This is a genomic window from Streptomyces sp. GDS52 (assembly GCF_052246875.1).
Lineage (GTDB): Bacteria > Actinomycetota > Actinomycetes > Streptomycetales > Streptomycetaceae > Streptomyces > Streptomyces cathayae.
On the sequence record NZ_CM125966.1, the window covers coordinates 2,450,591 to 2,474,133 of the forward strand.

Genomic DNA, 23,543 nt, shown 5'->3' on the forward strand with positions numbered 1-23,543 from the left:
GTGCCCCCCTGACCCCTACCGGAGCGGACAAGTGGCCACTGGTACGGAACCCCCTGCCACCGAACCCCACCCCCGACGTACCGGTGTGCGCACCGGTACCCGCGCCGCGATCGCCGCTCCGCATCTGCGGACCGACCGCTGGTGGCTGGCCCCGGCCGCCACCGCGGCCGGTCTGCTCGCCTTCGTCGTCTACTCGACCTGGCGGGCCTTCGCGAACGCCGACTACTACGCGGCGCCGTACGTCTCGCCGTTCTACTCCCCGTGCCTCGCGGAGAACTGCGAGACGATGCGCTCCGGACCCAACTGGGAGCTGTTCGGCGGCTGGTGGGGCATCTCACCGGCGATCATCATCCTGGTCTTCCCGCTCGGCTTCCGCCTGACCTGCTACTACTACCGCAAGGCCTACTACCGGGGCTTCTGGGCCGCACCGCCGGCCTGCGCGGTGGCCGAGCCGCACCGGAAGTACTCCGGGGAGACCCGCTTCCCGCTGATCCTGCAGAACGTCCACCGGTACTTCTTCTACGCGGCGCTCCTGGTCGCCGGGGTGCTGACCTACGACACCGTCCTCGCCTTCCGCGACGAGCACTACGCGTGGGGCCACATGGGGCTCGGCACCCTCGTCTTCCTGGTCAACATCGCACTGATCTGGCTGTACACCATCTCCTGTCACTCCTGCCGGCACATCGTCGGCGGAAAACTCAAGCACTTCTCGAAGCATCCCGTGCGCTACCGGATGTGGCAGTGGGTGAGCCGGCTGAACGCCCGGCACATGCAGCTCGCCTGGGCGTCGCTGGTGAGCGTGGCGGTCGCCGACTTCTACGTCTATCTCCTCGCGTCCGGCGCCTTCGACGATCCGCGCTTCTTCTGATGAGTGGGGCCCTTTGAGATGACCGTGGTCGACCGGCAGGAATGGGACGTCGTCGTGGTCGGTGCGGGCGGCGCCGGGCTGCGCGCCGCCATCGAGGCACGCGAGCGGGGGGCGCGTACGGCGGTGATCTGCAAGTCGCTGTTCGGCAAGGCGCACACCGTGATGGCCGAGGGCGGCATCGCCGCCGCCATGGCCAACGCCAACGAGCACGACACCTGGCAGGTCCACTTCCGCGACACCATGCGCGGCGGGAAGTTCCTCAACCAGTGGCGGATGGCCGAGCTGCACGCCCGGGAGGCGCCGCAGCGGGTGTGGGAGCTGGAGACCTGGGGCGCCCTGTTCGACCGGACCAAGGACGGCCGGATCTCGCAGCGCAACTTCGGCGGCCACGAGTACCCCCGCCTCGCGCACGTCGGCGACCGCACCGGCCTGGAGCTGATCCGCACCCTCCAGCAGCGGATCGTCGCGCTCCAGCAGGAGGACTTCCGGGAGACCGGGGAGTACGAGTCCCGGCTGAAGGTCTTCCAGGAGTGCACGGTCACCCGGGTGCTGAAGGACGGGCCCCGTGTCTCCGGCGTCTTCGGCTACGAGCGGGAGTCCGGCCGTTTCTTCGTGCTGGAGGCGCCCGCCGTGGTCCTCGCGACGGGTGGCATCGGCAAGTCGTTCAAGGTGACGTCGAACTCGTGGGAGTACACCGGGGACGGCCACGCGCTGGCGCTGCTGGCCGGGGCCCCGCTGCTCAACATGGAGTTCGTGCAGTTCCATCCGACGGGCATGGTCTGGCCGCCGTCGGTGAAGGGCATCCTGGTCACCGAGTCGGTGCGCGGCGACGGCGGGGTGCTGCGCAACTCCGAGGGCAAGCGGTTCATGTTCGATTACGTGCCGGACGTCTTCAAGGAGAAGTACGCCGAGTCCGAGGAGGAGGGCGACCGCTGGTACGACGACCCGGACCGCAACCGGCGTCCCCCCGAACTGCTCCCCCGCGACGAGGTCGCCCGCGCGATCAACGCCGAGGTCAAGGCGGGCCGCGGCTCCCCGCACGGCGGGGTCTTCCTGGACGTGTCCACCCGGATGCCCGCCGACGTCATCAAGCGCCGGCTGCCGTCGATGTACCACCAGTTCAAGGAGCTGGCGGACGTCGACATCACGGCGGAGGCGATGGAGGTCGGGCCGACCTGCCACTACGTGATGGGCGGCATCGCCGTCGACTCCGACACGGCGGCGACGCGCGGGGTGCCGGGGCTGTTCGCGGCCGGTGAGGTGGCCGGCGGGATGCACGGCTCCAACCGGCTGGGCGGGAACTCCCTGTCCGACCTGCTGGTGTTCGGGCGCCGGGCGGGCCTGCACGCGGCCGAGCACGCGGGGGCGTACCCCGCCGGGCGGGATGCCGGGGCAGGCGCCGGGCGGCCCCGGGTGGACGACGCCCAGGTCGACGCCGCGGCGGCGGAGGCCCTGCGCCCCTTCTCCGCCGAGGCCGGGGCCGGGGCCGGGGAACCGGCGAAGGGGCCGGCGCCCGCTCCGGAGAACCCGTACACCCTGCACCAGGAACTCCAGCAGACGATGAACGACCTGGTCGGCATCATCCGCCGGGAGCACGAGATGGAGGAGGCCCTGCACAAGCTCGCCGAGCTGCGGGGACGGGCGCGCCGGGCCGGGGTCGAGGGGCACCGGCAGTTCAACCCGGGCTGGCACCTCGCCCTGGACCTGCGGAACATGCTGCTGGTCAGCGAGTGTGTGGCACGGGCCGCGCGGGAGCGCACCGAGTCGCGCGGCGGGCACACCCGCGAGGACCACTCCGCGATGGAACGCGCCTGGCGCAACGTCAATCTGCTGTGCGCGATGACCGATCCCACCGGCGGCACCGCGGCCACCGCCCCGGAGCGCGGCCAGATCACCCTGATCCGGGAGACCACCGAACCCATCCGCCCCGACCTGCTCGCCCTCTTCGAGAAGGAGGAGCTGGTCAAGTACCTCGCCGAAGAGGAGCTGTACGAGTGAGCAGTTATGAGGCCCGCTTCAAGGTGTGGCGGGGGGATGTCGGGGGCGGCGGTCTGGAGGACTTCCGGGTCGAGGTGAACGACGGCGAGGTGGTCCTCGACATCGTCCACCGGCTCCAGGCCACCCAGGCCCCCGATCTGGCCGTGCGCTGGAACTGCAAGGCCGGCAAGTGCGGTTCGTGCTCGGCGGAGATCAACGGGCGTCCCCGGCTGCTGTGCATGACCCGGATGTCGGTGTTCGACCGGGACGAGACGATCACGGTGACCCCGCTGCGGGCCTTCCCGGTGATCCGCGACCTGGTGACCGACGTCGGCTTCAACTACACGAAGGCCCGTCAGGTGCCCGCCTTCGTACCGCCGGAGGGCCTCGGGCCCGGCGAGTACCGGATGACGCAGGAGGACGTGGACCGCTCCCAGGAGTTCCGCAAGTGCATCGAGTGCTTCCTGTGCCAGGACGTCTGCCATGTGGTCCGCGACCACGAGGAGAACAAGCAGGCGTTCGCGGGGCCGCGGTTCCTGATGCGGGTGGCGGAGCTGGACATGCATCCGCTGGACGCCGCCGAGGACACCGGCCTGGACCGCGGGGCCACGGCCCAGGACGAGCACGGACTCGGCTACTGCAACATCACCAAGTGCTGCACGGAGGTGTGCCCCGAAGGCATCAAGATCACGGACAACGCGCTGATCCCGCTGAAGGAACGGGCGGCCGACCGCAAGTACGACCCGCTGGTGTGGCTGGGATCGAAGATCAGGCGGCGTTAGAGTCGTCAGGGGGTCACCCAGCCCTCCCGGTACTCGTCCCAGTTCGTCTCCGTCGCCGCGAAGTCGATGTACGGGGCGACACCGAAGAGCTTCCGGTCGGCGTCCGTTCGGGAGAGGCCGAGGCGGACGCCGCGCACGGCGGCGGCGACGGTCTCGGCATGGCCCCAGTGGCTGAAGTTGCTCTCGTGGTAGAAGGGCAGGCCCATCAGCAGATGAGTGGTGGGCGGGGTGACCTCCAGGGCGAGGGAGGTCTGCAGGGCCACGTAACCGCCGTACGTGCCCTCCAGCGGCTGCGCCGTGTCGTACGACATCACGGCGATCTGGTCGACGCGCCGGGCGACCTGGCCGAAGAACTCCTGGGACCACCACTTGGGGTGCTCGGCGAAGAGACCGGCGACGGTGTGCAGGGCCGGCAGCGGGTCGATCTGGTGGGCGGCCACGGACAGTTGCGCGTCCCGGGCACGGGTGACGGCCCGCAGGTCGTCCAGGAGGGAGAGGTAGTCCCGGTCGCCGGAGTGCAGGGGCTCCAGGTCGAGGTGGACGCCGTCGTAGCCCACGTCCAGGACCTGACCGGCGCTGCGGACGACGGCGGCGCGGGTGGCAGTGCGTTCCAGGCGCATGCCGTCGGGGCCCTCGGTGGCGAGGACGTCGCCGAGGAAGGCCTGGACGCGGACGCCGGGCAGCTCGCGGTGCACGGCGTCGATCAGCCAGCCGGCCTCGGGGTACCGGGACTCGGGCAGGGTGCCGTCGTGCTCCATGGGTCCCGTGTGGACGTACAGGTCGCGGATGCCGGTGCCGTCGAGCCGACGGGCCAGCGCGGTGACGTCGGCGTCCTTCTTCCGCCCGTCGACCCAGGCGTGCCCGAGCCAGAGGGCGTCCCGGCCCCGGGTGTACGTCCCGTCGGCGGGGTCGCCGGCGAAGTTGACCCGCAGCACCGCCCCGGCGGTCAGCAGCGGCACCAGGACGACGAGCACGACCGCGAGCGCGGCCCACATGAGCCGGCGCTTCCAGCTCCGGGGCCGTCCACCCGGCCGGTCCCGGGTGTGCTCCGCGTCAGCGGGTCCGGGGGCGGCCGACTCCGCGGGTTCAGTGGGCTCCGTGCGTTCAGTGGACTTCGTGGGCTCCGTACCTGACATCGCGCGTCCCCTCCGCCGCCGGCCCGTCCGGGCCGCACGGCTGATCTTGCGGAGGAGGACGAGGACGGGGGGCCCGCGGTTGCGTTTCAGGCGTCGGGGGAAGCGTGCCGTTCGTGCACGTGTCCGTCCAGGGGGAAGGCGGGTGGTGCGGCCGGGAGGACACCGGTCCGTGCGAAACCGGCCTTCTCGGCGACGCGGCAGGACGCCATGTTGTCGGCCTGGTGCACCAGTTCCAGGCGGGTCAGGCCTTCCCGGGCGAAGGCCTCGAACGCCCAGTCGGTCAGCGCCGTCAGAGCCCGGTGGGCCACTCCCCGGCCGCGGGCGTGTGCCGCGGTCCAGTAACCCACCTCGGCACAACCCGATCCCCTGGCCGCGTACTTGAGGACGACGTGGCCGACGAGCCGCGGCGTGGAGCCGGGAACTCCCGTCTCCCGCACGGCGAACGCGAACCTGTCCCCCGTCTCCCAGCCCCGCTGCTGTTCCGTCACCCAGCGCGTCGCGCTCGCCTCGTCGTGCACGTCGGCGCTCGTCCAGCGGCGCATCGCCTCGTCCTGGAACAACTCGGCCAGGCCGGCGGAGTCCTCCGGGTTCCAGGGCCGCAGGGTGAGGGTGTCGGCTGCCAGGCGTAACGGGATCGAGGACACGGGTGCGAGCGTAGCCGGACGGCGGTCGGTCGACGTGTCGGGGTCAGTACAGGCTCAGCAGGGCTTCGGAGGGGTCGGGGAGGGGGGTTTCGCCGTTGGGGAGGGGGAGTTCGAACCAGACGGTCTTGCCGCGGGGGGTGCGGCGGGAGCCCCAGGCCGCGCTGAGCAGGCCGACGAGCTGGAGGCCGCGGCCGCCCTCGTCGGTGTCGCGGGCGCGGCGGCGGCGCGGCTGGACCAGGCCGGCGTCCCAGACCTCGCAGACCAGGGTGCGGTCGAGCAGGAGGCGGAGCCTGATCTCTCCCTCTCCGTACCGCAGGGCGTTGGTGACCAGCTCGCTGACCAGGAGTTCCGCGGTGTCGACGAGGGGTTCCAGGCCCCAGGCGAGCAGGCGCGTGCGGGCGTGCTCGCGGGCGCGGCCCACGCTGCGGGGCTCGCGCGGCAGCGTCCAGTCGCCGACGGAGTCGGCGGGCAGTCCCTGGACCCTGGCCATCAGCAGCGCGATGTCGTCCTCGCCGTGGTGGGTGTCGAGGGTGTTGAGGACGTGGTCGCAGACGTCCTCCAGGTCCCGGTGGGTGCCGGCGTGCGGTGCCGTCGTCGCGGGGTGGTGGCCGGACGGCGGGTGGGGCGGGTCGGTGAGGGCGCCCACGAAGGCCTGGAGGCCCTCGTCGAGGGGGTGGTCGCGGCTTTCGACCAGCCCGTCCGTGTAGAGCGCGAGCAGGGCGCCCTCGGGCAGTTCGACCTCGACCTCCTCGAAGGGCTCCCCGCCGACGCCGAGCGGCATGCCCGGCGGCACGTCCAGCATCAGGGCGGCCTCCCCCGGTTCGACCAGGACCGGGGGCAGATGGCCCGCGTTGGCGAAGGTGCACCGCCTGGTCACCGGGTCGTAGACCGCGTAGACGCAGGTCGCCAGGTAGACCTCGGAGAGGTCGGCCTCCCGGGGGCGGCGGGCGGCCCGGGTCGCCTGCTGGACCCCCCCGGGGGCGCCGAGCCCCTGGACGATCTCGTCCAGATGGGAGAGCACCTCGGCGGGTTCGAGGTCGAGCTGGGCCAGGGTGCGGACGGCGCTGCGCAGTTCGCCCATGGCCACCGCCGCGCGCAGTCCCCGCCCCATCACGTCCCCGACGACCAACGCGGTGCGGTGGCCGGGCAGTTCGATGACGTCGAACCAGTCGCCGCCGACCTCGCCGGACCGGCCGGTCGCCGCGCTGCCGGGCAGGTAGCGGCAGGCGATGTCGAGGCCGGAGGCCTCCGGGTCGCCGGGCGGCAGCAGGGACCGCTGCAGCAGCAGGGCGCGTTCGTGCTCGCGCCGGTAGAGGCGGGCGTTGTCGATGCAGACGGCGGCGCGCGCGGCCAGTTCCACGGCGAGGTCGCGGTCGCGGTCCCCGAACGGCTCGCTGCCCTTGGTACGGGCGAACTGGGCGAGCCCGACCACCGTGTCGTGGGCGACCATCGGCACGGCGAGCGTGGTCCGCACCAGCCCGCCCTCCTCGCCCGGCACCAGTCGCGGGCGGCCGGTGCGCAGGGCGTCCGCGCACGGCGAGTTGAACGCGTAGTTGTGGACGGCGCCCAGCTTGACGGGTTCGCCGGTGACGCTGAACGGAGCTCCGGAGACGGCGCTGGCGAAGGCGACGCGGCGCACGTCCGCACTGCCGTCGGCCAGTCCCGGCGGGGTCTCGTCGCCGGCCAGCAGCCCCTGGTAGAGGTCGACGGTGGCCAGGTCGCAGAAGCCGGGGACGACCACGTCCAGGAGTTCACGGGCCGTGGTCTCCAGGTCGAGGGAATTGCCGATCCGGGCGCCGGCCTCGTTGAGCAGGGCGAGGTTGCGCCGTGCCGCGGCGGCCTCGCGGGCGGCGGCACGGCGGGCGGTGATGTCGATTCCCAGCCAGGCGATGCCGATGGGACGGCCGCTGCCGCTGTGCACGCGGTAGAGGTTGACCGACCAGTGGCGGTGCCCGTCGGTGTCCGGGACGAATCCGGTGACGTGCATGTCCGTGATGGACTCGCCGGTCTCCAGCACCCTGCGCATGGTCGCGGCCACCCGCTCGGCCTCGGCGCGCGGCAGGTAGTCGTGGACGCCCTTGCCCCGGTGGTCGTCGGGCACGCCGCCGAAGGTGGACGCGAACTGCTGGTTGGCGCGGCGCACCCGCAGGTCGGGGTCGATCAGCAGGAAGCCGAAAGGAGATTGGCCGAATATGGCCTGCGAGGCGGCGAGATCGGTCTCGATGCTGCGCAGGGTGCGCACGTCGACGACGATGCAGACGGCTGCCTTCTCGCCGTCCTCGGTGCGCGTCGGCATGACGTAGACCTCGGCGACCCCCTCCCGGTCGGGCTCGTCGTCCACGGTGTCGGGGATCCGGAAGGGCACGACTCCGGTCCACTCCCGGCCGTCGAGGATCTCGGCCATCTTGCGCTGGCCCCGCTCACGCCGGTCCGGGTCGACGAACGCCGCGATGGGGTCCATGCCGACGGCCCGCGCCGCCGGGATGCCGAGGAGCTGTTCGGCGCGCAGGCTCCACTGGTCGACCAGTCCGTCGGGGCCGATGGAGAAGGACGCGACCCTTATGTAGTCGTACATGGAGCCGGGAGGGCTGCTCTGCCACATCCCGTCGACGGCCGGACCGCCGACGGAGGGAGGAGTGCCGGAAGGGGCGACGGAAGAGGCGTCGGCGGCCAGGGCCTCGACGGGAGAAACGCCGGCGGACGGAACTCCGCCGGACGTGGGATCGCCTGAAGTGAGGCCGTCAGTGGCCTCGGCCCTTGCGCCGTCCGACGGGTCCTTGGACTCCGTGGCCTTCGCTGGTATCTCGCTCACGCGAACCGTCCCCTCCAGCTCACCGCGTCCGGCACCGGTCGCCGGGGGCGGCTGCCCGCAGTATCCAGCACTACGGCGCCGCACAACACGGTGTTCACGATCACAGCACGCTCCCGATGCTTTTCGGTCCGAACTGTGAGAACACTCCCAGTCTTCTAACCAGCGGACACGTCGTCGAACCCCCTTCTTCGACAACCATCAGGGGCCGGAACCGGCCGCTCGACAGGAGTGGCCCGCGCGTACACGGGCGAGGCATGGCACAGCGCCTCGTTTCAGCCGGGCGCGAACGCCTCACTCGGGCACCGTGAGTTCGAACCACACGGTCTTGCCGACCTCGCCCGGCCGGGTGCCCCAGCGGCGGGCGGTGCGGGCGACGAGCTGCAGCCCGCGCCCGCCCTCGTCCTCGGCCCGGGCGACCCGCTCGTGCGGGAGGTCCGGCAGCGGGTCGGAGACCTCGACCCGCAGGACGCCGTCCGGTCCGGAGGAACGCGACAGGCAGACGCCGATGGGACCGGTTGCGTGCCGCAGGGCGTTGGTGACCAGCTCGCTGACCAGCAGGGCCGCCAGGTCACCGACGCCGTCGAGCCCCCAGCCGTGCAACTGCGCGCGGACCGTGGAGCGCGCGGCACCCACGGCACCCGGCTCCGCGGGGAAGGTCCACGTGACCCGGTCGCCTTCGGTGTCGATCACGCGGACCACTTCCGTCACTCGGGGCTGACAACAGGCTCCCCATATCAGCCTTCATGGGGCCAATAGGCACATACCCGGGATACCGGTCCGAGTACCGCGCGTACGGGCATCGGTCATCGGGCACCGGTCATCTGGCACCGGGCACCGGGCCGTCAGCTCATCGGGCCGTCAGTTCGCCGGTTCGTCAGTTCGTCACCTCGAACGCACCGCGGGCCCCGCGCTCGGCGTCGCTCATGATGTGCGAGACGAACGGATAGGTACCCGCCTCGGGGAAGGTGAGTTCGACGAATCCTCCCGATCCCGGGGCCAGCGAGAGGATCTGCGCGCCGCCGTCGCCGGGATCGTCCGGGCGGAGCCGGTGGGCGCCCTCCTGGTACACCGTGTCGAACTGGCCGCCGACCACGTGGAAGGCGCTCGACCGGTTCGGTCCGGCGTCGAGCACCCACACCCGTACCCGCTCACCGGTGCGCGCGGTCAGCCGGTCGCGGGCGTACTGGTGGGCGTATCCGTTGAAGACGACGGCGTCGGGCCGCTGGGCCGTCAGTTTGTCCGGGTCGGCGGTCCCGCCCTGCGGACCGAGGTAGAGCTCCGACTGGACCAGCAGGTACTCGCGGTCGGCCTCCGGCAGGTCCGGCGGATCGATGACGACGGCCCCGAACATGCCGTTGGCGATGTGCAGCGACATGGGCATCGTGGAGCAGTGGTACATCCACACACCGCTGCGGGTGGCGGTGAACCGGTAGGTCAGCGACTCGCCGGGCGGGATCGTGCGCATCGGCCGGTCCGGCGCCAGGGCTCCGGCGTGGAAGTCGACGGAGTGGCCGATCGTTCCGCTGTTGACGAGTTCGATCTCGAAGACGTCGCCGACCCGTCCGCGCAGCACGGGCCCGGGAGCGGTCCCGTCGAACGTCCACAGCCGCTGCCTGACGCCCGGGGCGACCTCGCGTACGGCGTCGCGCACGGTCAGGGTCCTGCGGTGTGTCCGGGGAGCGGTGTCCTCGCGTGCGGGCGGCAACTGCGCGTCACGGCCGGTGAATCCGGCGGGCGGTTGGGCCATGGGGTCGAAGGCCTCCTCGGCGGAGTTCCGCGCCGTCTCCTCGCCGCCGCTGCCGTCGGCGGCCGAAGCGCTCCCCTCGTGACTCTCGTGTCCCTCATGCCCCTCGCGCCCCTCGCGCCCCGCCGTGCCCTCCGCGGCCGGCCCGGGGGAACCGGTGGCCTCGACGGTGAGCACCATGCCCATCTGCCGGTGGCCCACCACGGAGCACCATCCGTCCAGGTCCCGTCCGACGACGCCCGCGTCGAGCGTGCCCTGCTTCCCCGGGGCCAGCCGGGCGGTGCGGGCGCCGGTCTCCAGGACCAGGTCGTGCTGGTCGGTCCCGAGGTTGTGCACCTCGATCACCAGCCGGTCGCCCGCGGGCACCTCGACGGTGTCCGGTGTGAAGCGCATGCCGCGAACGGTGACCGTCACCGTGGTGGTCCGGCCGGTGGGCGGCACCGCCTCGCCGTCCTCGGTGGCGGCCGCGGCATCGTCGGACGAGCCGGTCACGGGCAGGGAGCGTACGTCCGCCGCACCGCCGCCGGCGACGGCCAGCACCGCCACCGCCACACCGACGGCCACACCGCCCAGCACCCGGTACGGGCGCTGCCGCGGCACCGCGGGCCGGGCCTCCGGCTGGGGCGCCGACCGGGCCGCCGTCCGGGCCGTCGCCCTCGTCCGTACGGCTGTGACCAGCAGCGTCAGGAAGGCCACCAGCGCCCCCAGCAGCACCGTCGAACTGATCACGCGCACCACGCTCGGCACCGGCAGCACACACAGCAGCAGCGACAGGTTGACGAGGGTCAGCCGGGCCGGGCCGCCTCGCTCCAGTGCCGCGGTGGTGGCCCGTACGGCGGTGGGCCCGCCCCCGAGCACCACCGGCACCAGGAAACTCAGCGCGCCCATGAGCACCTGTGCCATCCAGCCCCCGGCCAGCGGGGCGGTCAGCGACGCCGTCCGCTCCACCACCGCGGGCCAGGACGGCGAGGTCAGCAGGATCGCCGTGAGCGCGGCCAGCGCGCCGAGCAGCCAGACCGTTCCCGCCGCCACCGACCAGGCCGCGAACGACGACGGCGTCCGTACCCGCGCCTCGCGGACCCGGGGGACGCCCCCGAGCACCAGCCCCGCCACGAAGACGCCGACCCCGGCCGCGGTCGGTGCCGGCGGCAGTGTGAGCGCCGCGAGGACGGCCGCGCCGAGGCCGCCGAGCAGGACCGGCAGGGCGGTGCGGGCCGCCTTCTCCGCGCCGTCCGCCACCCGGGTGCGCAGCATCGTCGGCCACAGGGTGACGAGGGTTCCGGCCACCGTGAGACCGAGCCAGCCGAGGAGGTTGACCATCTCGTGGGCGATCAGCAGGCGGGCGGCACCGTGGTCGGAGAGATCGCCGCGGGCCATGATCACGCCCATCGCCGCTCCCGCCGGCAGCAGCGCGGCGGCCGCGACGTAGTAGCGCACGGTCAGGGCGAAGCGGCTGGGCAGGGCCCGCCGCAGCAGGCGGACCAGCCAGACGGCGTGGACCGCGACGGCGGTGGCGACCAGCGTGCCGCCCGCGAGCACGACGGGCCAGTGGCCGGTGAGCAGGCCGGTGATCACGGCGACGGCCCCGGTGTTGAGGCCGGCCAGCCGCAGCGCCGCCGGGGCTCCCCGGTCGGCCTCGGGCAGCCGCAGTACGGAGGCGGCGAAGTGCCCCGACCAGATGACGACGGCGTTGCTCACCGCCCCGAGCAGCAGCAGATGGACGAGCAGCCAGCGGGCCGCCGGTACGAAGGGGTGGACCAGCGCGGCGACGGCGAAGAGCACCAGCCAGCCCACCACCACGGCGTTCACCCTCAGGTGCCAGGAGGCACGGGGTGGTCGCGACCGCCCGGACGACGGCATCCCTACGGGGATCCCGAGTGCTCCGGGGACTCCGGGTGCTCGAGGGGTTTCAGGTGCCCCGGGTGTATCGGGTGCCTCAGGCGTCTCGGGTGTCTCAGGGCTTCTGGAGGAGGGGTTCACGGTCATTGGGCCTGCTTCTCCGCGGGTCGTGGCTCGGTGCGCGGCGCCGCGCCGGCGGTCAGGAACAGGGCCGCCGCCGTCCCGACGAACAGCAGGACGGCGACGATGTCGAGGACCCCGCCCACCCGCCAGGCCGAGGGGGAGTCGCGCAGGTCACCGAGGAGGACGCGTAGCGCCAGCGAGAGGTGCAACAGCCAGGCGGGGACGGCCAGCACCGGGCGGTACGGCAGCGGGCGGCGCAGCACGGCGGGCAGGATCACCGGGGCGTGCGCCATGATCATCGAGATGACGAAGCCCAGGAAGACGCAGTGCACCAGGGCGTCGTAGCGGGGGCCGTCGGCGATCGGCCCGTCCAGCAGCCACAGCGCACCCGCCAGGCCGAGCCAGGCGTACCCGGCCAGCAGGCAGGCGGCCGAGAACCGGGGCAGCCCGGTCGAGCGCAGCATGCGGCGGGCGACGTCGTACGTGGTCAGCCAGGCGACCAGGGCGAGCAGTGCGACGGCGAGCAGCAGGGTGCCGGGGGCGGGCCACAGCAGGGTGGCGGCGGTGCCGGCCAGGACGGCCCCGACGCAGGCGAGGAAGGTCTGCTCGGTGCGCGGTGCCAGGAAGGCCACCCTGGCCAGTTCCAGCCGCTCCCCCGCGATGGTCAGCACCAGGAAGGCGACCAGCCAGGGCAGCAGCCGGGGCACGTCCAGTCCGCCCAGCCACAGCAGGGCCGCGCCGAGTGCCGAGACCGCGCCCGCGGCCTGGCCCGCCAGGGCGGGGCCGGGTTGGCGGCGCCAGAAGCGGACGTACAGGGCGAGCAGCAGGGCGGTGCCGAGGACGAACAGCCCCTGCCCGACGCGGAGGTCCGCCGGGCTGATCAGCAGCAGGCCGCCCGCGCCCAGCGAACCGGGGGAGAGGTACCCCCAGGGGCGGCCCAGCGCGACGGCCCGTTCGAGCGCGATCAGCGTCCCGACGAACCCCAGGACCATGAGCACGCCGTGGACCTCCGGCAGCCGGTCGGCGGTGACCGGGGCGGGCAGCCCGAGCAGCAGCAGCGCGGCGTCCAGCCCGGCCAGCAGGGCGAGCCCGGCCGGCAACAGCAGCACCGCCCGACGAGCACCGGCCCGACGGGCGGCCTGGGTCGGGGTCGGGGTCGGGGTCGGGATCGGGGTCGGGATCGGGTCCGGAGCCAGGTCCGGGTCCGGGTCCGGAGCCAGGTCCGGGTCCGGGGTCGGGTCCGGGTCCGGGTCCGGGGTCGGGGTCGGGTCCGGGTCCGGAGTTAGGTCCGGGTCCGGGGTTGGCTCCGGGGCTTCGGTGGGGGTCATCCGAGGTCCCCGTCCGGGTCGGTCGCGGCCTTCGGGCCTCCCCCTGCCGGGTCCGGGCCGGTGGCGTCCTCCGGGCCGGTGGCGAAGTGGAGGCGGCAGGCACCCGGCTCGGCGAAGGGGTGCAGGGAGACCCCCTCCGGGTCGCCGCCCAGCGCGGCGTAACCCGCCCGGGCCAGCCCCGCGTGGACGTTGCAGATCACACCGGGGTACTCGAGGGCGACCTCGATGAAGGGGCATCGCGGCAGCCGCACCCGTTCCTCGCCCTGCAGCCGCCCCGCCTCGTCGGCCTCCGGTGCGAAGCCGATCTCGTCGAGCAGCGCCAGCACCCGCTCGCGGGCCTCCGCCGGGCTCGCGGGAGGCTCCTGGCCGGCCGTCAGGGCGCGGCCCCACTCCTCCCCGGCGGCCAGGGCGTCCGCTCGCGGATCGGCGCCGGTCCGGGCGATCTGCGCGGCGAGCACGGCGGCCAGACCGGCGTACTCCCGGACGGCGGACCGCTGCGGCGGCTGGGAACGGTAGCGCCAGGCGGGTCGGCCGCGCCCGGCGGCCGGCGCCCGCTCGCGGACCGCGAGCCCGATCTCCACCAGCGCGTCCAGGTGTTCCCGGACGGTGTTGACGTGCAGCCCGCACTCGCGCGCGAGCGCGGTGGCCGTGGTGGGCCGCGGCTGACCGCGCAGGTGCTGGAGGACGGCGTTGCGCTGCCGGGACACGGGCGGCCGGTCATCGGCTCCGCCGCCCGGGAGTGGCGGCTTATTTTCCACGGACATGTCCGTAGTATATTCGAGGCGCAGCGTCCGTCCGGCCGCCCGGCTCGATCCGAGCCGCACGGCGCACCTCAACCGCTGGAGACTCCGCATGAGCACTCTCACCATCGCGTCGGACCCCGAGGAGGCCGCGGCCGTCGAAGCCGTCGAGGCTCACCACGCCCAGCTGGCAGGCGAGTTGGGCGGGCGGGTCACGATGCTGCTCGACGCGCTGGACCGCGACCCCGCCTCGGCCGAGGACATCCGGGCCGGCCTCGTCGCCTTCTGCGACCGGCAACTTCTCCCGCACGCCGAGGCCGAGGAGTCGGCCCTCTACCCCGCGGCGCACAGAACCGCGGAGGCCCGTCTGCTGATCGAGGGCATGCTCGCCGAGCACCGCAGGATCACGGAGCTGGTGGAGGCGCTGCGCTCCGCTCCCTCCCCGGCCCGCGCGGCGGGCGACGCCCGCGCGCTCCAGGTGCTCTTCGAGGAGCACCTGGACAAGGAGAACGACCTCGTACTGCCGCTGATCGCGGCCTCTTCCGAGGTCTCCCTCGCCGGACTGCTCGACGGGATGCACGACCTCCTGGGCGGCCATGACGACACCGAGGGCCACGCGGCCGCGGAAGGCGGGCAGCAGTCCGGCGGCGCCTGCGGCTGCGGTGGCCACGACGAGGCCGACGTGCCCGAACTGGACGCCCGCGCCGTCCCGCACGCCCTGCGCCACGCCACGGTCTTCGGCGCCCTCGACGCCGTTCCCGCGGGCCGCGCCATGGTGCTGATCGCCCCGCACGACCCGCTGCCACTGCTGGGCCAGCTCGAGCGGCGCAACCCCGGCGTCTTCGCGGTCGAGTACCTGGAGCGGGGCCCGGATGCCTGGCGCCTGCTGCTCACCCGCCGCTGAGCGGGCAGAACGGCGTCCGGGGCCTCACCGCGAACCGGCGGTGAGGCCCCGGACGTGCGCGCGAGGGCGGGCGGAGGGTGCGAGGTCCGGGCGGGCTAGGTGAGTTCGCCGGTGGCGGCCAGGTCGTCGAAGAGCAACTGGTCCACGGGGGGCACCAGCTCCCGGTCGGCGTACGAGAACCAGGCCATCTCCTCGATCTCGCTGCTCGGCTCCGGCTCCCCCTCGCCCTCGGCGGTGTAGCAGGCCATCCGGACGACCGCGCCCTCCGGAAGGCCGGGGGTCCCGAGGGTGCCGGGGATCGCCGCCTCGTACGTGCCCACGTGGACGGCCGTGTCCGGGTCGAGTACGACCGCGAGCTCTTCCTCGATCTCCCGCAGCAGCGTCTCGACGTCGCTCTCCGCCCCCTCGCGCTTGCCGCCGGGGATGTAGAAGACGTCCTTTCCGCGCGGGCGCGCGCACAGGATGCGGCCCTTCTCGATCCGCACCCAGGCCACCGTGTCGATCAGCACCGAACCCGTCCCGTTTCCGCTCGCCCGAACCGCAGTCGAACGGGACCCTACCGGGACGCGTGAGATCAGTCGGCGGCCGTCGCGTTCTGCCCGATGCGCTCGACCCAGTACAGCTGCTGGTGTCCGCGGGCGTCGAGACTGTCCGCGATCTTCTGTGCCTCGGCCCGGGTGGCGTACCGGCCCACGCGGTACCGGTTGCCGTTGTCGTCCTGCCGCACCACCAGCCAGGGAAGTGTGGCCGTGCCGTCGCTCATCGCGCCCCTCCACTTCCCGCCCGCGACCTGCGCCGCGCCCAGCCCGGTAAGGAAACCCCAATCCGCATATGCCCGAGCCTACGCCTTGCCTTTACGCAGCGAACATGGGTTTGCACAAAGAGGTACGCAACCGGCCAGTACCCAGGGGGCGCACGGTGGCGAACGCGCCGTACGCAAGCCCGACGTATCCGGTCAGCGGCATGCCGCCCCGGCCTCCCCGGCTCGGGGGCCACCTGCGAGAACGGCCAGATTTCTACGCTGCCCGACCGGGTACGCCGCCGCCCCTCCCCCCTCCCGGACGCGGGGACGGGGCGCAGGGGGAGCGCTTCGTGCCCGGCGGCGGCTCCGGGACGATCTCCCGGGACCTCCGCCCGCCATCTCCCGGAGCCGCCGCCCACGCTCTCCCGGGACGGGGCGGCTACTTCACCGGAAGGTGGTACGCGACCCGGTAGCGGTCGGCGGGGATCACCACGTCGGCCGTCTCGACCGGGCGGCCCGAGGCGTAGTACGTGCGCCGGACGACCAGGACGACGTGGCCGGGGACACCGCCCAGCGACGCCAGTTCCTCGGCGAGGCCGGGGCGGGCGCCGACCTCCTCGGTGACGTTGTCCACGATCACGTCGATGGCGCGCATGCGCTCGACCACGCCCATGCCGCCGAGCGGGCCCTCCTCGGGCAGCATCACGGGCGTCCGGCCGGTCAGGGCGAGCGGCTCCCAGGAGGTGGAGAGCATCATCGGCTCGCCCGCTTCCCGGAAGAGGTACCGGGTGCGCATCACCCGGTCGCCCGGCTCGATCTCGAGCCGCTCGGCGACGGCCCCGCAGGCATCGGCCTGCGCACTGCTCGACTCCCAGGTGCCCTGCACGCTCCCGTCCGCCTGCTCCTGCCGGAACGGGGTGGCGCCACGCTCCGGACGAAACCCCGAACGGGCGATGCGCCGGGGGACGGGCCGCTCCCGGACGTAGGTACCCGAGCCGGAGCGGCCCTCGACCAGGCCCTCCGCCATGAGCACCTTGCGCGCCTCCAGCGCGACCGTGTCGGAGACGCCGTACTCCTCGCGGATCCTCGCCTGGGACGGGAGACGGGTGTGCGGGGGCAGCCGACCGTCGACGATCTTCTTACGGAGATCACCCGCGACACGCAGATATGCCGGCTGCTCACCGAATGTCACTGGCCGCTCCCGTCAGGTTGTACAGATAGCGACAGGGTGGCAACCGCAGGTTGTACCGGGCAAGCGAAGGCCAGAGAATCACTCGAAGTGATGAAGGGTCCGCGCCATGGTCTTTACCCAGGCACTTTCTCCCCGTTACGGGAGCCCTCACACCTCGATACTGCCCTCGTCGGTCCTGCCGCCCCCGCCCCCGGTCCCGCCCTCGTCCTCGTCGTACTCCTCGTCGTACTCCTCGAACGTCGGCTGGGTGGTGGCCAGGTCCAGAGCCTTGCGTGCGGCGACCGTCTTGCGGGAATCGATGAGCTCCCACCCCTGAGCGGAGTGCTCGTAGAAGGCGTCCAGGCCGTCGGCCTCGGCGGCCTTCGCCCATACGGCCTCGGCCCTCTCGAGCTCCCCGGCGAGTTTCGTCACCGGCTCCTCGGCGCCGGCCGGCCACGGGTGGTCCCGCAGCATCCCGCTCTGCTCGGCGAGCGCCTCGGACATCCGCCCCGCCCACTTCTGATGGCCGGGCAGGTCCTCCTCGGCCTCCGCCAGGGGGATCTGGTCCAGCACCGCGTTGAGGACGTGCGTGGCCTTCAGATAGGCCACCTGGTCCGCGTCGAGCGTGGTCTCGTCCCGGCGCAGTGACCCGGTGAGGGTGGCGTCCGCGTCCCGGTTGCCGAACACACAGGTGATCGTGCGGTCGCCGTAGTCCCAGCCCTCCCGGGACGGCGTGAGGTAGTACACGTCCACGTCGGACGGCAGGGCCCAGGCGTCCATGGCGTAGGTGTCCCTGAGGGCGTAACACCGGTCGTCGGCGGTGTCGACGAGGCTGTCGTCGCCCGGGAAGGCGCCCTCGGGCAGGGTGACGAGGGCGAAGACCTCCCCGTCGTGCTCCTGAGAGCAGGGCACCTGGTCGGCCTCGATCGCCCAGCCCACCAGGCCGTCGGGCGAGTCGAAGCAGTCGCCCTTCTCCAGGACGAGGATCGTGTTGCCGCGCGCCCCCTCCTTGAAGCCCTCCCAGAAGTCGGCCACGGCGCCGGTGGAGAGCGACAGCACCCACAGCGCCAGCCCGACGGAGGACAGCACGGACCCGGCGATCGCCATGCCCCGGCCGCGCTCCGGGCGCCGCCGGATCTGCCACAGCGCGATCAGCCCCAGCACGAGTCCGACGGCCGGCAGGAAGCACAGCAGGCCGCACACCAGGGCCGCGATGGCGACTCCGTTAACAGCGCCGCCGGCGCTGCCGGCCGGGGGCTGGAACCCGTAGGGGCCGTACGGTGAATAAGGGCCGTGAGGGCCGTGAGGGCCATGGGGACCTTGGGGCCCGTAGGGGAACTGCGGTGGCGGAGGGGCCCCTTGCGGCTGCGGAGCGGCGAACGGACCCTGGGGGTGCTGCCCCTGGGGGTGCGGGCCCTGGAAGCCCTCGGGCTGACGGGGCCCGGGAGGCGGGGGTATGGACACGGGTGCCGTGCTCCTGGTTCTGCCGTGCTGACGCGGAGAGGTGCATACGCTGGACGCGGGCCGACATACGGCTCCGCGCGCATCGTAAGCGGGCCGGACCGGGCCGGGCCCGCGGGGCTCTGCACCTCCCAGGACCTCCCGAGCCCCTCAGCACCTCTCCCCCGCATGCCACATGCCCCGCCCCCGCGGCGGGCGGCCGGGTCACCGACCCGGAGCCCGACCACGGGGACGAGGCACAGAACAGCACTGACGCGGGGTCAGGCCTGTGTCAGAACTGCAGGGCCCAGCCGTTGAGCCGGCCCGAGTCGAACCAGGCGTTGTCGCTCACCCGCAGCTTCCACGTGCCGTTCGCGGTCTCCGAGGAGGCGTCGACCGTGTACGTGGTCTTGATGTTGTCCGTGCTGCCGCCGGTGCCGTACGACTTCAGCGTGTACGCCGTGCCGTCGGGGGCGATCAGCTGGACCTGGAGGTCACCGATGTAGGTGTGGGTGATGTCCACGTCGACGGCCAGGTTCGAGGGTGCGTTGCCGGAGATACCCGAGACGGTGATCGGGGACTCGACGGTGGACCGGTCGGGGACGGCCACGCCCTGGGTGCTCTCGAAGCGGTCACCGGTGGGCGGCGGGGTGGTGCCGCCGCCCTCCCCCACGTTCAGCAGGAGGTTGGGGGAGCCGCTGCCCGGGTTGCCGACGACACCGGTGGTGGCGGCGGCCGTCAGCGCGGAGGAGACCTGGGCGGGGGTGGCCGAGGGGTTGGCGGCCAGGTGCAGGGCGGCCGCTCCGGCGACGTGCGGGCTCGCCATGGACGTACCGGAGATGGTGTTGGTGGCCGTGTCACCGGTGTGCCAGGCGGAGGTGATGGAGGAGCCCGGCGCGAACACGTCGAGGATCGAACCGTAGTTGGAGTAGCTGGCGCGGGCGTCGCCGGAGGTGGTGGCGCCGACGGTGATCGCCTCGGCGACGCGGGCCGGGGACTTGGTGGAGGCGTTGGTGGACTCGTTGCCCGCCGCGACGACGAAGGTGACGCCGGAGGCGACCGCGTTGCGCACGGCCGCGTCGAGGGCGCTGTCGGCACCGCCGCCGAGGGACATGTTGGCGACGGCGGGCTTGACCGCGTTCCGGGCGACCCAGTCGATGCCGGCGACGACCTGGGCGGTGGTGCCGGAGCCGGAGTTGTTCAGCACCCGGACGCCGACGACCTTCGCCTTCTTGGCCACGCCGTAGGCGTTGCCGGCGACGCTGCCCGCGACGTGGGTGCCGTGGCCGTTGCCGTCCTGGGCGGTGTTGTCGTTGTCGACAGCGTCGTAGCCGTAGGAGGCACGGCCGCCGAAGTCGCTGTGCGTGATGCGGACGCCGGTGTCGATGACGTAGGCGGTCACGCCCTCCCCGGCCGAGTCCGGGTAGGTGTACGCGTTGTTCAGCGGCAGGCTCCGCTGGTCGATGCGGTCCAGGCCCCAGGAGGGCGGGCTGGGCTGGGTCGCGGTGGTGTGGAAGGTGCGGTTCTGTATCACCGAGGCGACGGCCGGGTCGGCGGCGAGACGTTTCGCCTCGGCCTCGGAGGCCTCGACCTCGTAGCCGTTGAGAGCCTTGGTGTAGGTCCGCTCGATCTCGGCGCCGTACTTCTTCGCCAGGGCACGGCCCTCTGCGGAGCCGGCCTTGGCCTCGTCCGCCTTCAGGGTCACGATGAAGCTGCCGGCGACGGCGTTCGCCGCGCCCTCGTACTGGATGCGGCCTTCGGCAGCGGTGGGGGCCGCGCCGGCGGGGAGTGCGGCGACGAGCCCCGCCACGAGCGCCGCGCTGGTCGCGACGCCGAGGGTGGTCATTCTTCGCCGGGGATGACGCATCACTGCCATGTGAGGGTTCCTCCTCAGTCGGTGGTGCGCTGCTGTGGGGGGGTGGTGCGGTCGACGCACGTGCTGCGCGGGTGGCACAGCGAACCCAGCAGTGACCTGCCCATGACAACTCTCGGTGACCGGTCAACTCCGTGCGCCAGATGAAAGATTGAGGGTTCCACAGGAATCGCACAAGGGTCCTGCACGAACGAAACAGACCTGCCGTGCGCGCGTCATATTCCGCCGGGGCCGGAAACCGTCGTTGTCCCCCGTGCGAGCTACCCGCGGATGTCCACCTCGTGGTGACGACCCCGGGCCCCCGGATCCGTAGCGTTCCGGGCACCGCGGCACTCCGGCCGCGGATGTGGCGAAGAACCGTTCGAAGGATTGTTCATGAGACTGGTCTGGCAGTTCCTGGCCGTCGCGGCGGTCGCCCTGGTCGGCGGCCAGGCATCCCTGGCACTGGAGGACAAGCCGTGGCTGCTGTTCCCCGTCGGCCTCCTGACCTCCGTGCTCGCCCTGCTGGTCTACGCGTGGGTGGTACGGCGGACCGAGCGCCGCCCGGTCACGGAGCTGGCCCGCGAGGGCGCCTGGGCCCCGGTCCTGCGGGGGACGCTGATCGGCGTCGCGATGTTCGGGGCCGTCATCGCGAACATCACCTCCTTCGGGTACTACGACGTCCACGGCCTGGGCTCGCCGGCCGGCGCGGTGGGCCTGTTCGGTTTCATGGCCGCCGCCGCCGTGACCGAGGAACTGCTGTTCCGCGGCATCCTGTTCCGGTTCGTCGAGAAGCTCACCGGCTCGTGGATCGCGCTGCTGCTGACCGGCGCGCTGTTCGGGCTGATGCACCTGCCCAACAAGAACGCCACCCCCGCGGGCGCCCTCGCCATCGCGGTCGAGGCCGGCCTCATGCTCGCCGCCGCGTACGTCGCCACCCGCACTCTGTGGGTGCCGATCGGCGTGCACTTCGGCTGGAACTTCGCCGCGGCCGGCGTCTTCAGCACCGAGGTCTCGGGCAACGACACCGCGCAGGGTCTGCTGGACTCGTCGGTCTCGGGCTCGACGCTGATCACCGGCGGTGACTTCGGCCCCGAGGGAAGCGTCTACGCGGTGCTGTTCGGCCTGATGCTGACGGCGGTCTTCATGGGGCTGGCCCACCGGCGCGGCACCATCGTCCCCCGGCGGAAGCGGCGCACCGACCGGGACGGCCGTGACGGCCGCACCGACCGTGCCGACCGCTCCGGGACCTCCTCTACAATCCCTCGGTGACCGACATCCGGCGGGTCCCGGAACTGTGGCGCGGGTTCGACGTCACGGTCCGGGACCTCCCGCTCGCGCTGCTGCTCCTCACCCTGTCGCTCGTGCCGGCGTTCCACACGCACGGAACGCAGCTCGGCGGCCTGCCGGGCCGTTCGTTCGACGCGGTGGCCGCCGTGGCGGTCGTCCTCGAATGCCTCCCGCTCGCCGCGCGCAGACGGTGGCCGGCCGTCTGTCTCGCCCTGGTCTCGCTCGGCTTCGCCGTCGACCAGCTCCAGGGCTACCACACGGTCGCGGGCACGGCCCTGCCCATCGCGCTGCTGAGCGTGGGCTCCCATCTGGAACGGCACCGGCGCGTCACCGCGGTGGCCTTCTCCGCGGCGTACGCGGTGCTGGCGATCACCCTCCACCGGATCGGTCCGGGCGAACCACAGGGCGGGTTCGTGACGTTCTACCTGGTGCTGGCCCTCGCCTGGGGCATCGGGGCGTGGCAGCGCTCCACCCGGGCCGCGGAGACCGAACGCCGTCTGCGCCTCGCCGAGGACACACTCGTCGCCGAACGCACCCGGATCGCCCGCGAACTCCACGACGTGGTGACCCACCATGTGACGGCGATGGTCGTACAGGCCGAGTCGGCACGCTATCTGACCACCGCGCCCGAACGCCTCGACCAGGCCCTGAACGCCGTCGCCGACACCGGCCGGCACGCCATCACCGACCTGCGGCACCTGCTCGACCTGCTCAGCCCCGACCACGACACCGGCCACGGCACCGAGGCCAGGCACCCGCCCGCCGGCCGGCTCCGCACCCTCGTGGAGCAGACCCGCCGCGCCGGACAGCCGGTGGAGTTCACCGAGCAGGGCACTGCGGCGACCTCGCCCGGCAGCGCCGACCTGGTGGCCCACCGAGTCGTGCAGGAGGCCCTGACGAACGCCCTCAAGTACGCCCACGGCAGCCGTACTTCGGTCGAGGTGCTGCACGGTGAACGCGAGATCACCGTGGAGGTGGGCACGGACGGCTCCGGCTCGCGGGCCGGTTTCCCCACCGGCAGCGGGCGGGGCCTCGCCGGTCTCCGCGAACGGGTCGACGTCCTGGGCGGCGACTTCAGCGCGGGCCCGCGGGCGGACGGCGGCTTCGTCGTGCGGGCCCGCATCCCCGCGGGACGGCCGTCGTACCGCTCCCCCGGGTGAGCGGCCGTACCGGCGCCGCTCACCCGGCCCCGGCCACGTCGTCCGGGGTCAGGGCAGGGGCGTGCCGCCCGTCGCGTTGAGGATCTCCGCGGTGATGAAGCTCGCCTGCTCCGAGGCCAGATAGACATAGGCAGGTGCCATCTCCGCGGGCTGGGCGGGGCGGCCGAGAGGACTCTGCTTGCCGAACTCGGCGGTGTCCTCCAGCGTCGCGGGGATCAGCGGGGTCCACACGGGCCCGGGAGCCACGGCGTTCACCCGGATCCCGTCGGACACGAGCATCTGGGCCAGGCCCTGCGTGAACGTGACGATCCCCCCCTTCGTCATCGCGTAGTCGAGGAGATGAGGGGTGGGCTTGTAGGCCTGGACGGACGTGGTGTTGATGATCGAGCCGCCCGCCGGGATGTGCGGCAGGGAGAACTTGCAGAGCCAGAACATGCCGTGGAGGTTCGTGCGCACGACCCGGTCGAACTGCTCGGTGGAGATGCTGCCGATGCCCTTCGGCTGAGCCATCTGGTAGGCGGCGTTGTTGACGAGGACGTCGATGCGCCCGAACTCCGCCACCGCCCTCTCGACCAGCGACCGGCACTGGGACTCCTCGCGGATGTCGCAGGCGACGGCCACGGCGCGCCGGCCCGCCTCCTCCACGAGCCGCGTCGTCTCGCGCGCCTCGTCCTCCTCCTCCTCCGGCAGATGGGTGAACAGGACGTCGGCGCCCTCCCGGGCGAACGCGAGGGCGACCGACCGGCCGATACCGGAGTCGCCTCCGGTGACCACGGTCCTCCGGTCCCGCAGCAGCCCGCTGCCGCGGTAGGAGTCCTCGCCGTGGTCGGGCGGCGGGTCCATCGGGCCGGTCCAGCCCGGGTGCGGCTGGTCCTGCGAGGGAAAGTCCGGCTGCGGGTGCAGGCTGGTGGGGTCCTGCGGTGCGTCGTTCCCGTTCGTCATCGTGTCGCCTTCCTGTGCACGTCGTCCTCCTGTTCGTGCCGCCCGCTGT

General features: G+C 72.8%; 19 protein-coding genes. 6 read left to right on the top strand and 13 right to left on the bottom strand.

Features of this window, described 5'->3' with window-relative positions; all coding sequences use genetic code 11:
• Positions 1–31: 31 nt before the first annotated feature.
• The 3 genes from ACTWJ9_RS10980 to ACTWJ9_RS10990 are packed head-to-tail and all read left to right on the top strand — an operon-like array spanning position 32 to position 3,627.
• Entirely contained in the window at positions 32–868 is an 837-nt protein-coding gene (locus ACTWJ9_RS10980) for a hypothetical protein (RefSeq protein WP_443295627.1), read from the top strand.
• Positions 869–886: 18 nt separating this feature from the next.
• Positions 887–2,866 carry a fumarate reductase/succinate dehydrogenase flavoprotein subunit gene (locus ACTWJ9_RS10985; protein ID WP_443295629.1) on the top strand — a complete coding sequence of 660 codons (1,980 nt, stop codon included), beginning with the start codon at positions 887–889 and terminating at the stop codon, positions 2,864–2,866.
• Positions 2,863–3,627, top strand: coding sequence for a succinate dehydrogenase/fumarate reductase iron-sulfur subunit (locus tag ACTWJ9_RS10990; RefSeq protein ID WP_279334055.1), 765 nt, complete (start codon positions 2,863–2,865; stop codon positions 3,625–3,627). Before ACTWJ9_RS10985 ends, ACTWJ9_RS10990 begins: the two co-directional genes overlap by 4 nt.
• 5 nt (positions 3,628–3,632) lie before the next feature.
• On the opposite strand, the gene ACTWJ9_RS10995 is transcribed toward ACTWJ9_RS10990, so the two are convergent.
• The 7 genes from ACTWJ9_RS10995 to ACTWJ9_RS11025 all read right to left on the bottom strand — a co-directional run bounded on the left by ACTWJ9_RS10995 (position 3,633) and on the right by ACTWJ9_RS11025 (position 14,017).
• Positions 3,633–4,763, bottom strand: a complete 1,131-nt coding sequence (locus ACTWJ9_RS10995; RefSeq protein ID WP_387039919.1) for a glycoside hydrolase family 18 protein — start codon at positions 4,761–4,763, stop codon at positions 3,633–3,635.
• A gap of 86 nt (positions 4,764–4,849) precedes the next feature.
• Positions 4,850–5,407 carry a GNAT family N-acetyltransferase gene (locus tag ACTWJ9_RS11000; protein WP_443295630.1) on the bottom strand — a complete coding sequence of 186 codons (558 nt, stop codon included), beginning with the start codon at positions 5,405–5,407 and terminating at the stop codon, positions 4,850–4,852.
• Between the two features lie 43 nt (positions 5,408–5,450).
• Positions 5,451–8,219: a SpoIIE family protein phosphatase gene (locus tag ACTWJ9_RS11005; protein WP_279334058.1), complete on the bottom strand. Its 2,769-nt coding sequence runs from the start codon at positions 8,217–8,219 to the stop codon at positions 5,451–5,453.
• A 291-nt stretch (positions 8,220–8,510) separates the two neighbouring features.
• Entirely contained in the window at positions 8,511–8,918 is a 408-nt protein-coding gene (locus ACTWJ9_RS11010; RefSeq protein WP_443295875.1) for an ATP-binding protein, read from the bottom strand.
• 175 nt (positions 8,919–9,093) lie between these two features.
• Entirely contained in the window at positions 9,094–11,772 is a 2,679-nt protein-coding gene (locus tag ACTWJ9_RS11015; protein ID WP_279334059.1) for a multicopper oxidase domain-containing protein, read from the bottom strand.
• Between the two features lie 173 nt (positions 11,773–11,945).
• Positions 11,946–13,034, bottom strand: a complete 1,089-nt coding sequence (locus ACTWJ9_RS11020) for a hypothetical protein (protein ID WP_279334060.1) — start codon at positions 13,032–13,034, stop codon at positions 11,946–11,948.
• A gap of 215 nt (positions 13,035–13,249) precedes the next feature.
• A complete protein-coding gene (locus ACTWJ9_RS11025) occupies positions 13,250–14,017 on the bottom strand; it encodes a helix-turn-helix transcriptional regulator (protein ID WP_279334061.1) in 768 nt (255 codons plus the stop codon).
• An 88-nt stretch (positions 14,018–14,105) separates the two neighbouring features.
• Between ACTWJ9_RS11025 and ACTWJ9_RS11030 the strand changes: the two genes are divergently transcribed.
• Entirely contained in the window at positions 14,106–14,897 is a 792-nt protein-coding gene (locus tag ACTWJ9_RS11030; RefSeq protein WP_279334062.1) for a DUF2249 domain-containing protein, read from the top strand.
• Between the two features lie 95 nt (positions 14,898–14,992).
• On the opposite strand, the gene ACTWJ9_RS11035 is transcribed toward ACTWJ9_RS11030, so the two are convergent.
• The 5 genes from ACTWJ9_RS11035 to ACTWJ9_RS11055 all read right to left on the bottom strand — a co-directional run bounded on the left by ACTWJ9_RS11035 (position 14,993) and on the right by ACTWJ9_RS11055 (position 20,126).
• Positions 14,993–15,406: an NUDIX hydrolase gene (locus tag ACTWJ9_RS11035; protein ID WP_279334063.1), complete on the bottom strand. Its 414-nt coding sequence runs from the start codon at positions 15,404–15,406 to the stop codon at positions 14,993–14,995.
• 65 nt (positions 15,407–15,471) lie between these two features.
• Positions 15,472–15,660: an SPOR domain-containing protein gene (locus tag ACTWJ9_RS11040; protein WP_279334064.1), complete on the bottom strand. Its 189-nt coding sequence runs from the start codon at positions 15,658–15,660 to the stop codon at positions 15,472–15,474.
• Positions 15,661–16,078: 418 nt separating this feature from the next.
• Positions 16,079–16,831: a GntR family transcriptional regulator gene (locus ACTWJ9_RS11045; protein WP_279334065.1), complete on the bottom strand. Its 753-nt coding sequence runs from the start codon at positions 16,829–16,831 to the stop codon at positions 16,079–16,081.
• A 147-nt stretch (positions 16,832–16,978) separates the two neighbouring features.
• Complete coding sequence (locus tag ACTWJ9_RS11050; protein ID WP_279334066.1) at positions 16,979–18,274, bottom strand: DUF4190 domain-containing protein; 1,296 nt, start codon at positions 18,272–18,274, stop codon at positions 16,979–16,981.
• 268 nt (positions 18,275–18,542) lie between these two features.
• The gene (locus ACTWJ9_RS11055; RefSeq protein WP_443295632.1) at positions 18,543–20,126 is read right to left on the bottom strand and encodes a S8 family peptidase; all 1,584 of its coding nucleotides are present in this window, start codon (positions 20,124–20,126) and stop codon (positions 18,543–18,545) included.
• Positions 20,127–20,498: 372 nt separating this feature from the next.
• Between ACTWJ9_RS11055 and ACTWJ9_RS11060 the strand changes: the two genes are divergently transcribed.
• The gene (locus ACTWJ9_RS11060) at positions 20,499–21,374 is read left to right on the top strand and encodes a type II CAAX endopeptidase family protein (protein ID WP_279334068.1); all 876 of its coding nucleotides are present in this window, start codon (positions 20,499–20,501) and stop codon (positions 21,372–21,374) included.
• On the top strand, positions 21,371–22,552 hold the full coding sequence (locus ACTWJ9_RS11065) for a sensor histidine kinase (RefSeq protein WP_279334069.1): 1,182 nt from the start codon (positions 21,371–21,373) through the stop codon (positions 22,550–22,552). Before ACTWJ9_RS11060 ends, ACTWJ9_RS11065 begins: the two co-directional genes overlap by 4 nt.
• Before the next feature lie 48 nt (positions 22,553–22,600).
• On the opposite strand, the gene ACTWJ9_RS11070 is transcribed toward ACTWJ9_RS11065, so the two are convergent.
• Positions 22,601–23,494 (bottom strand): SDR family oxidoreductase, encoded by an 894-nt coding sequence (locus ACTWJ9_RS11070; protein ID WP_388702931.1) that lies wholly within the window; start codon positions 23,492–23,494, stop codon positions 22,601–22,603.
• Positions 23,495–23,543 lie beyond the last annotated feature (49 nt).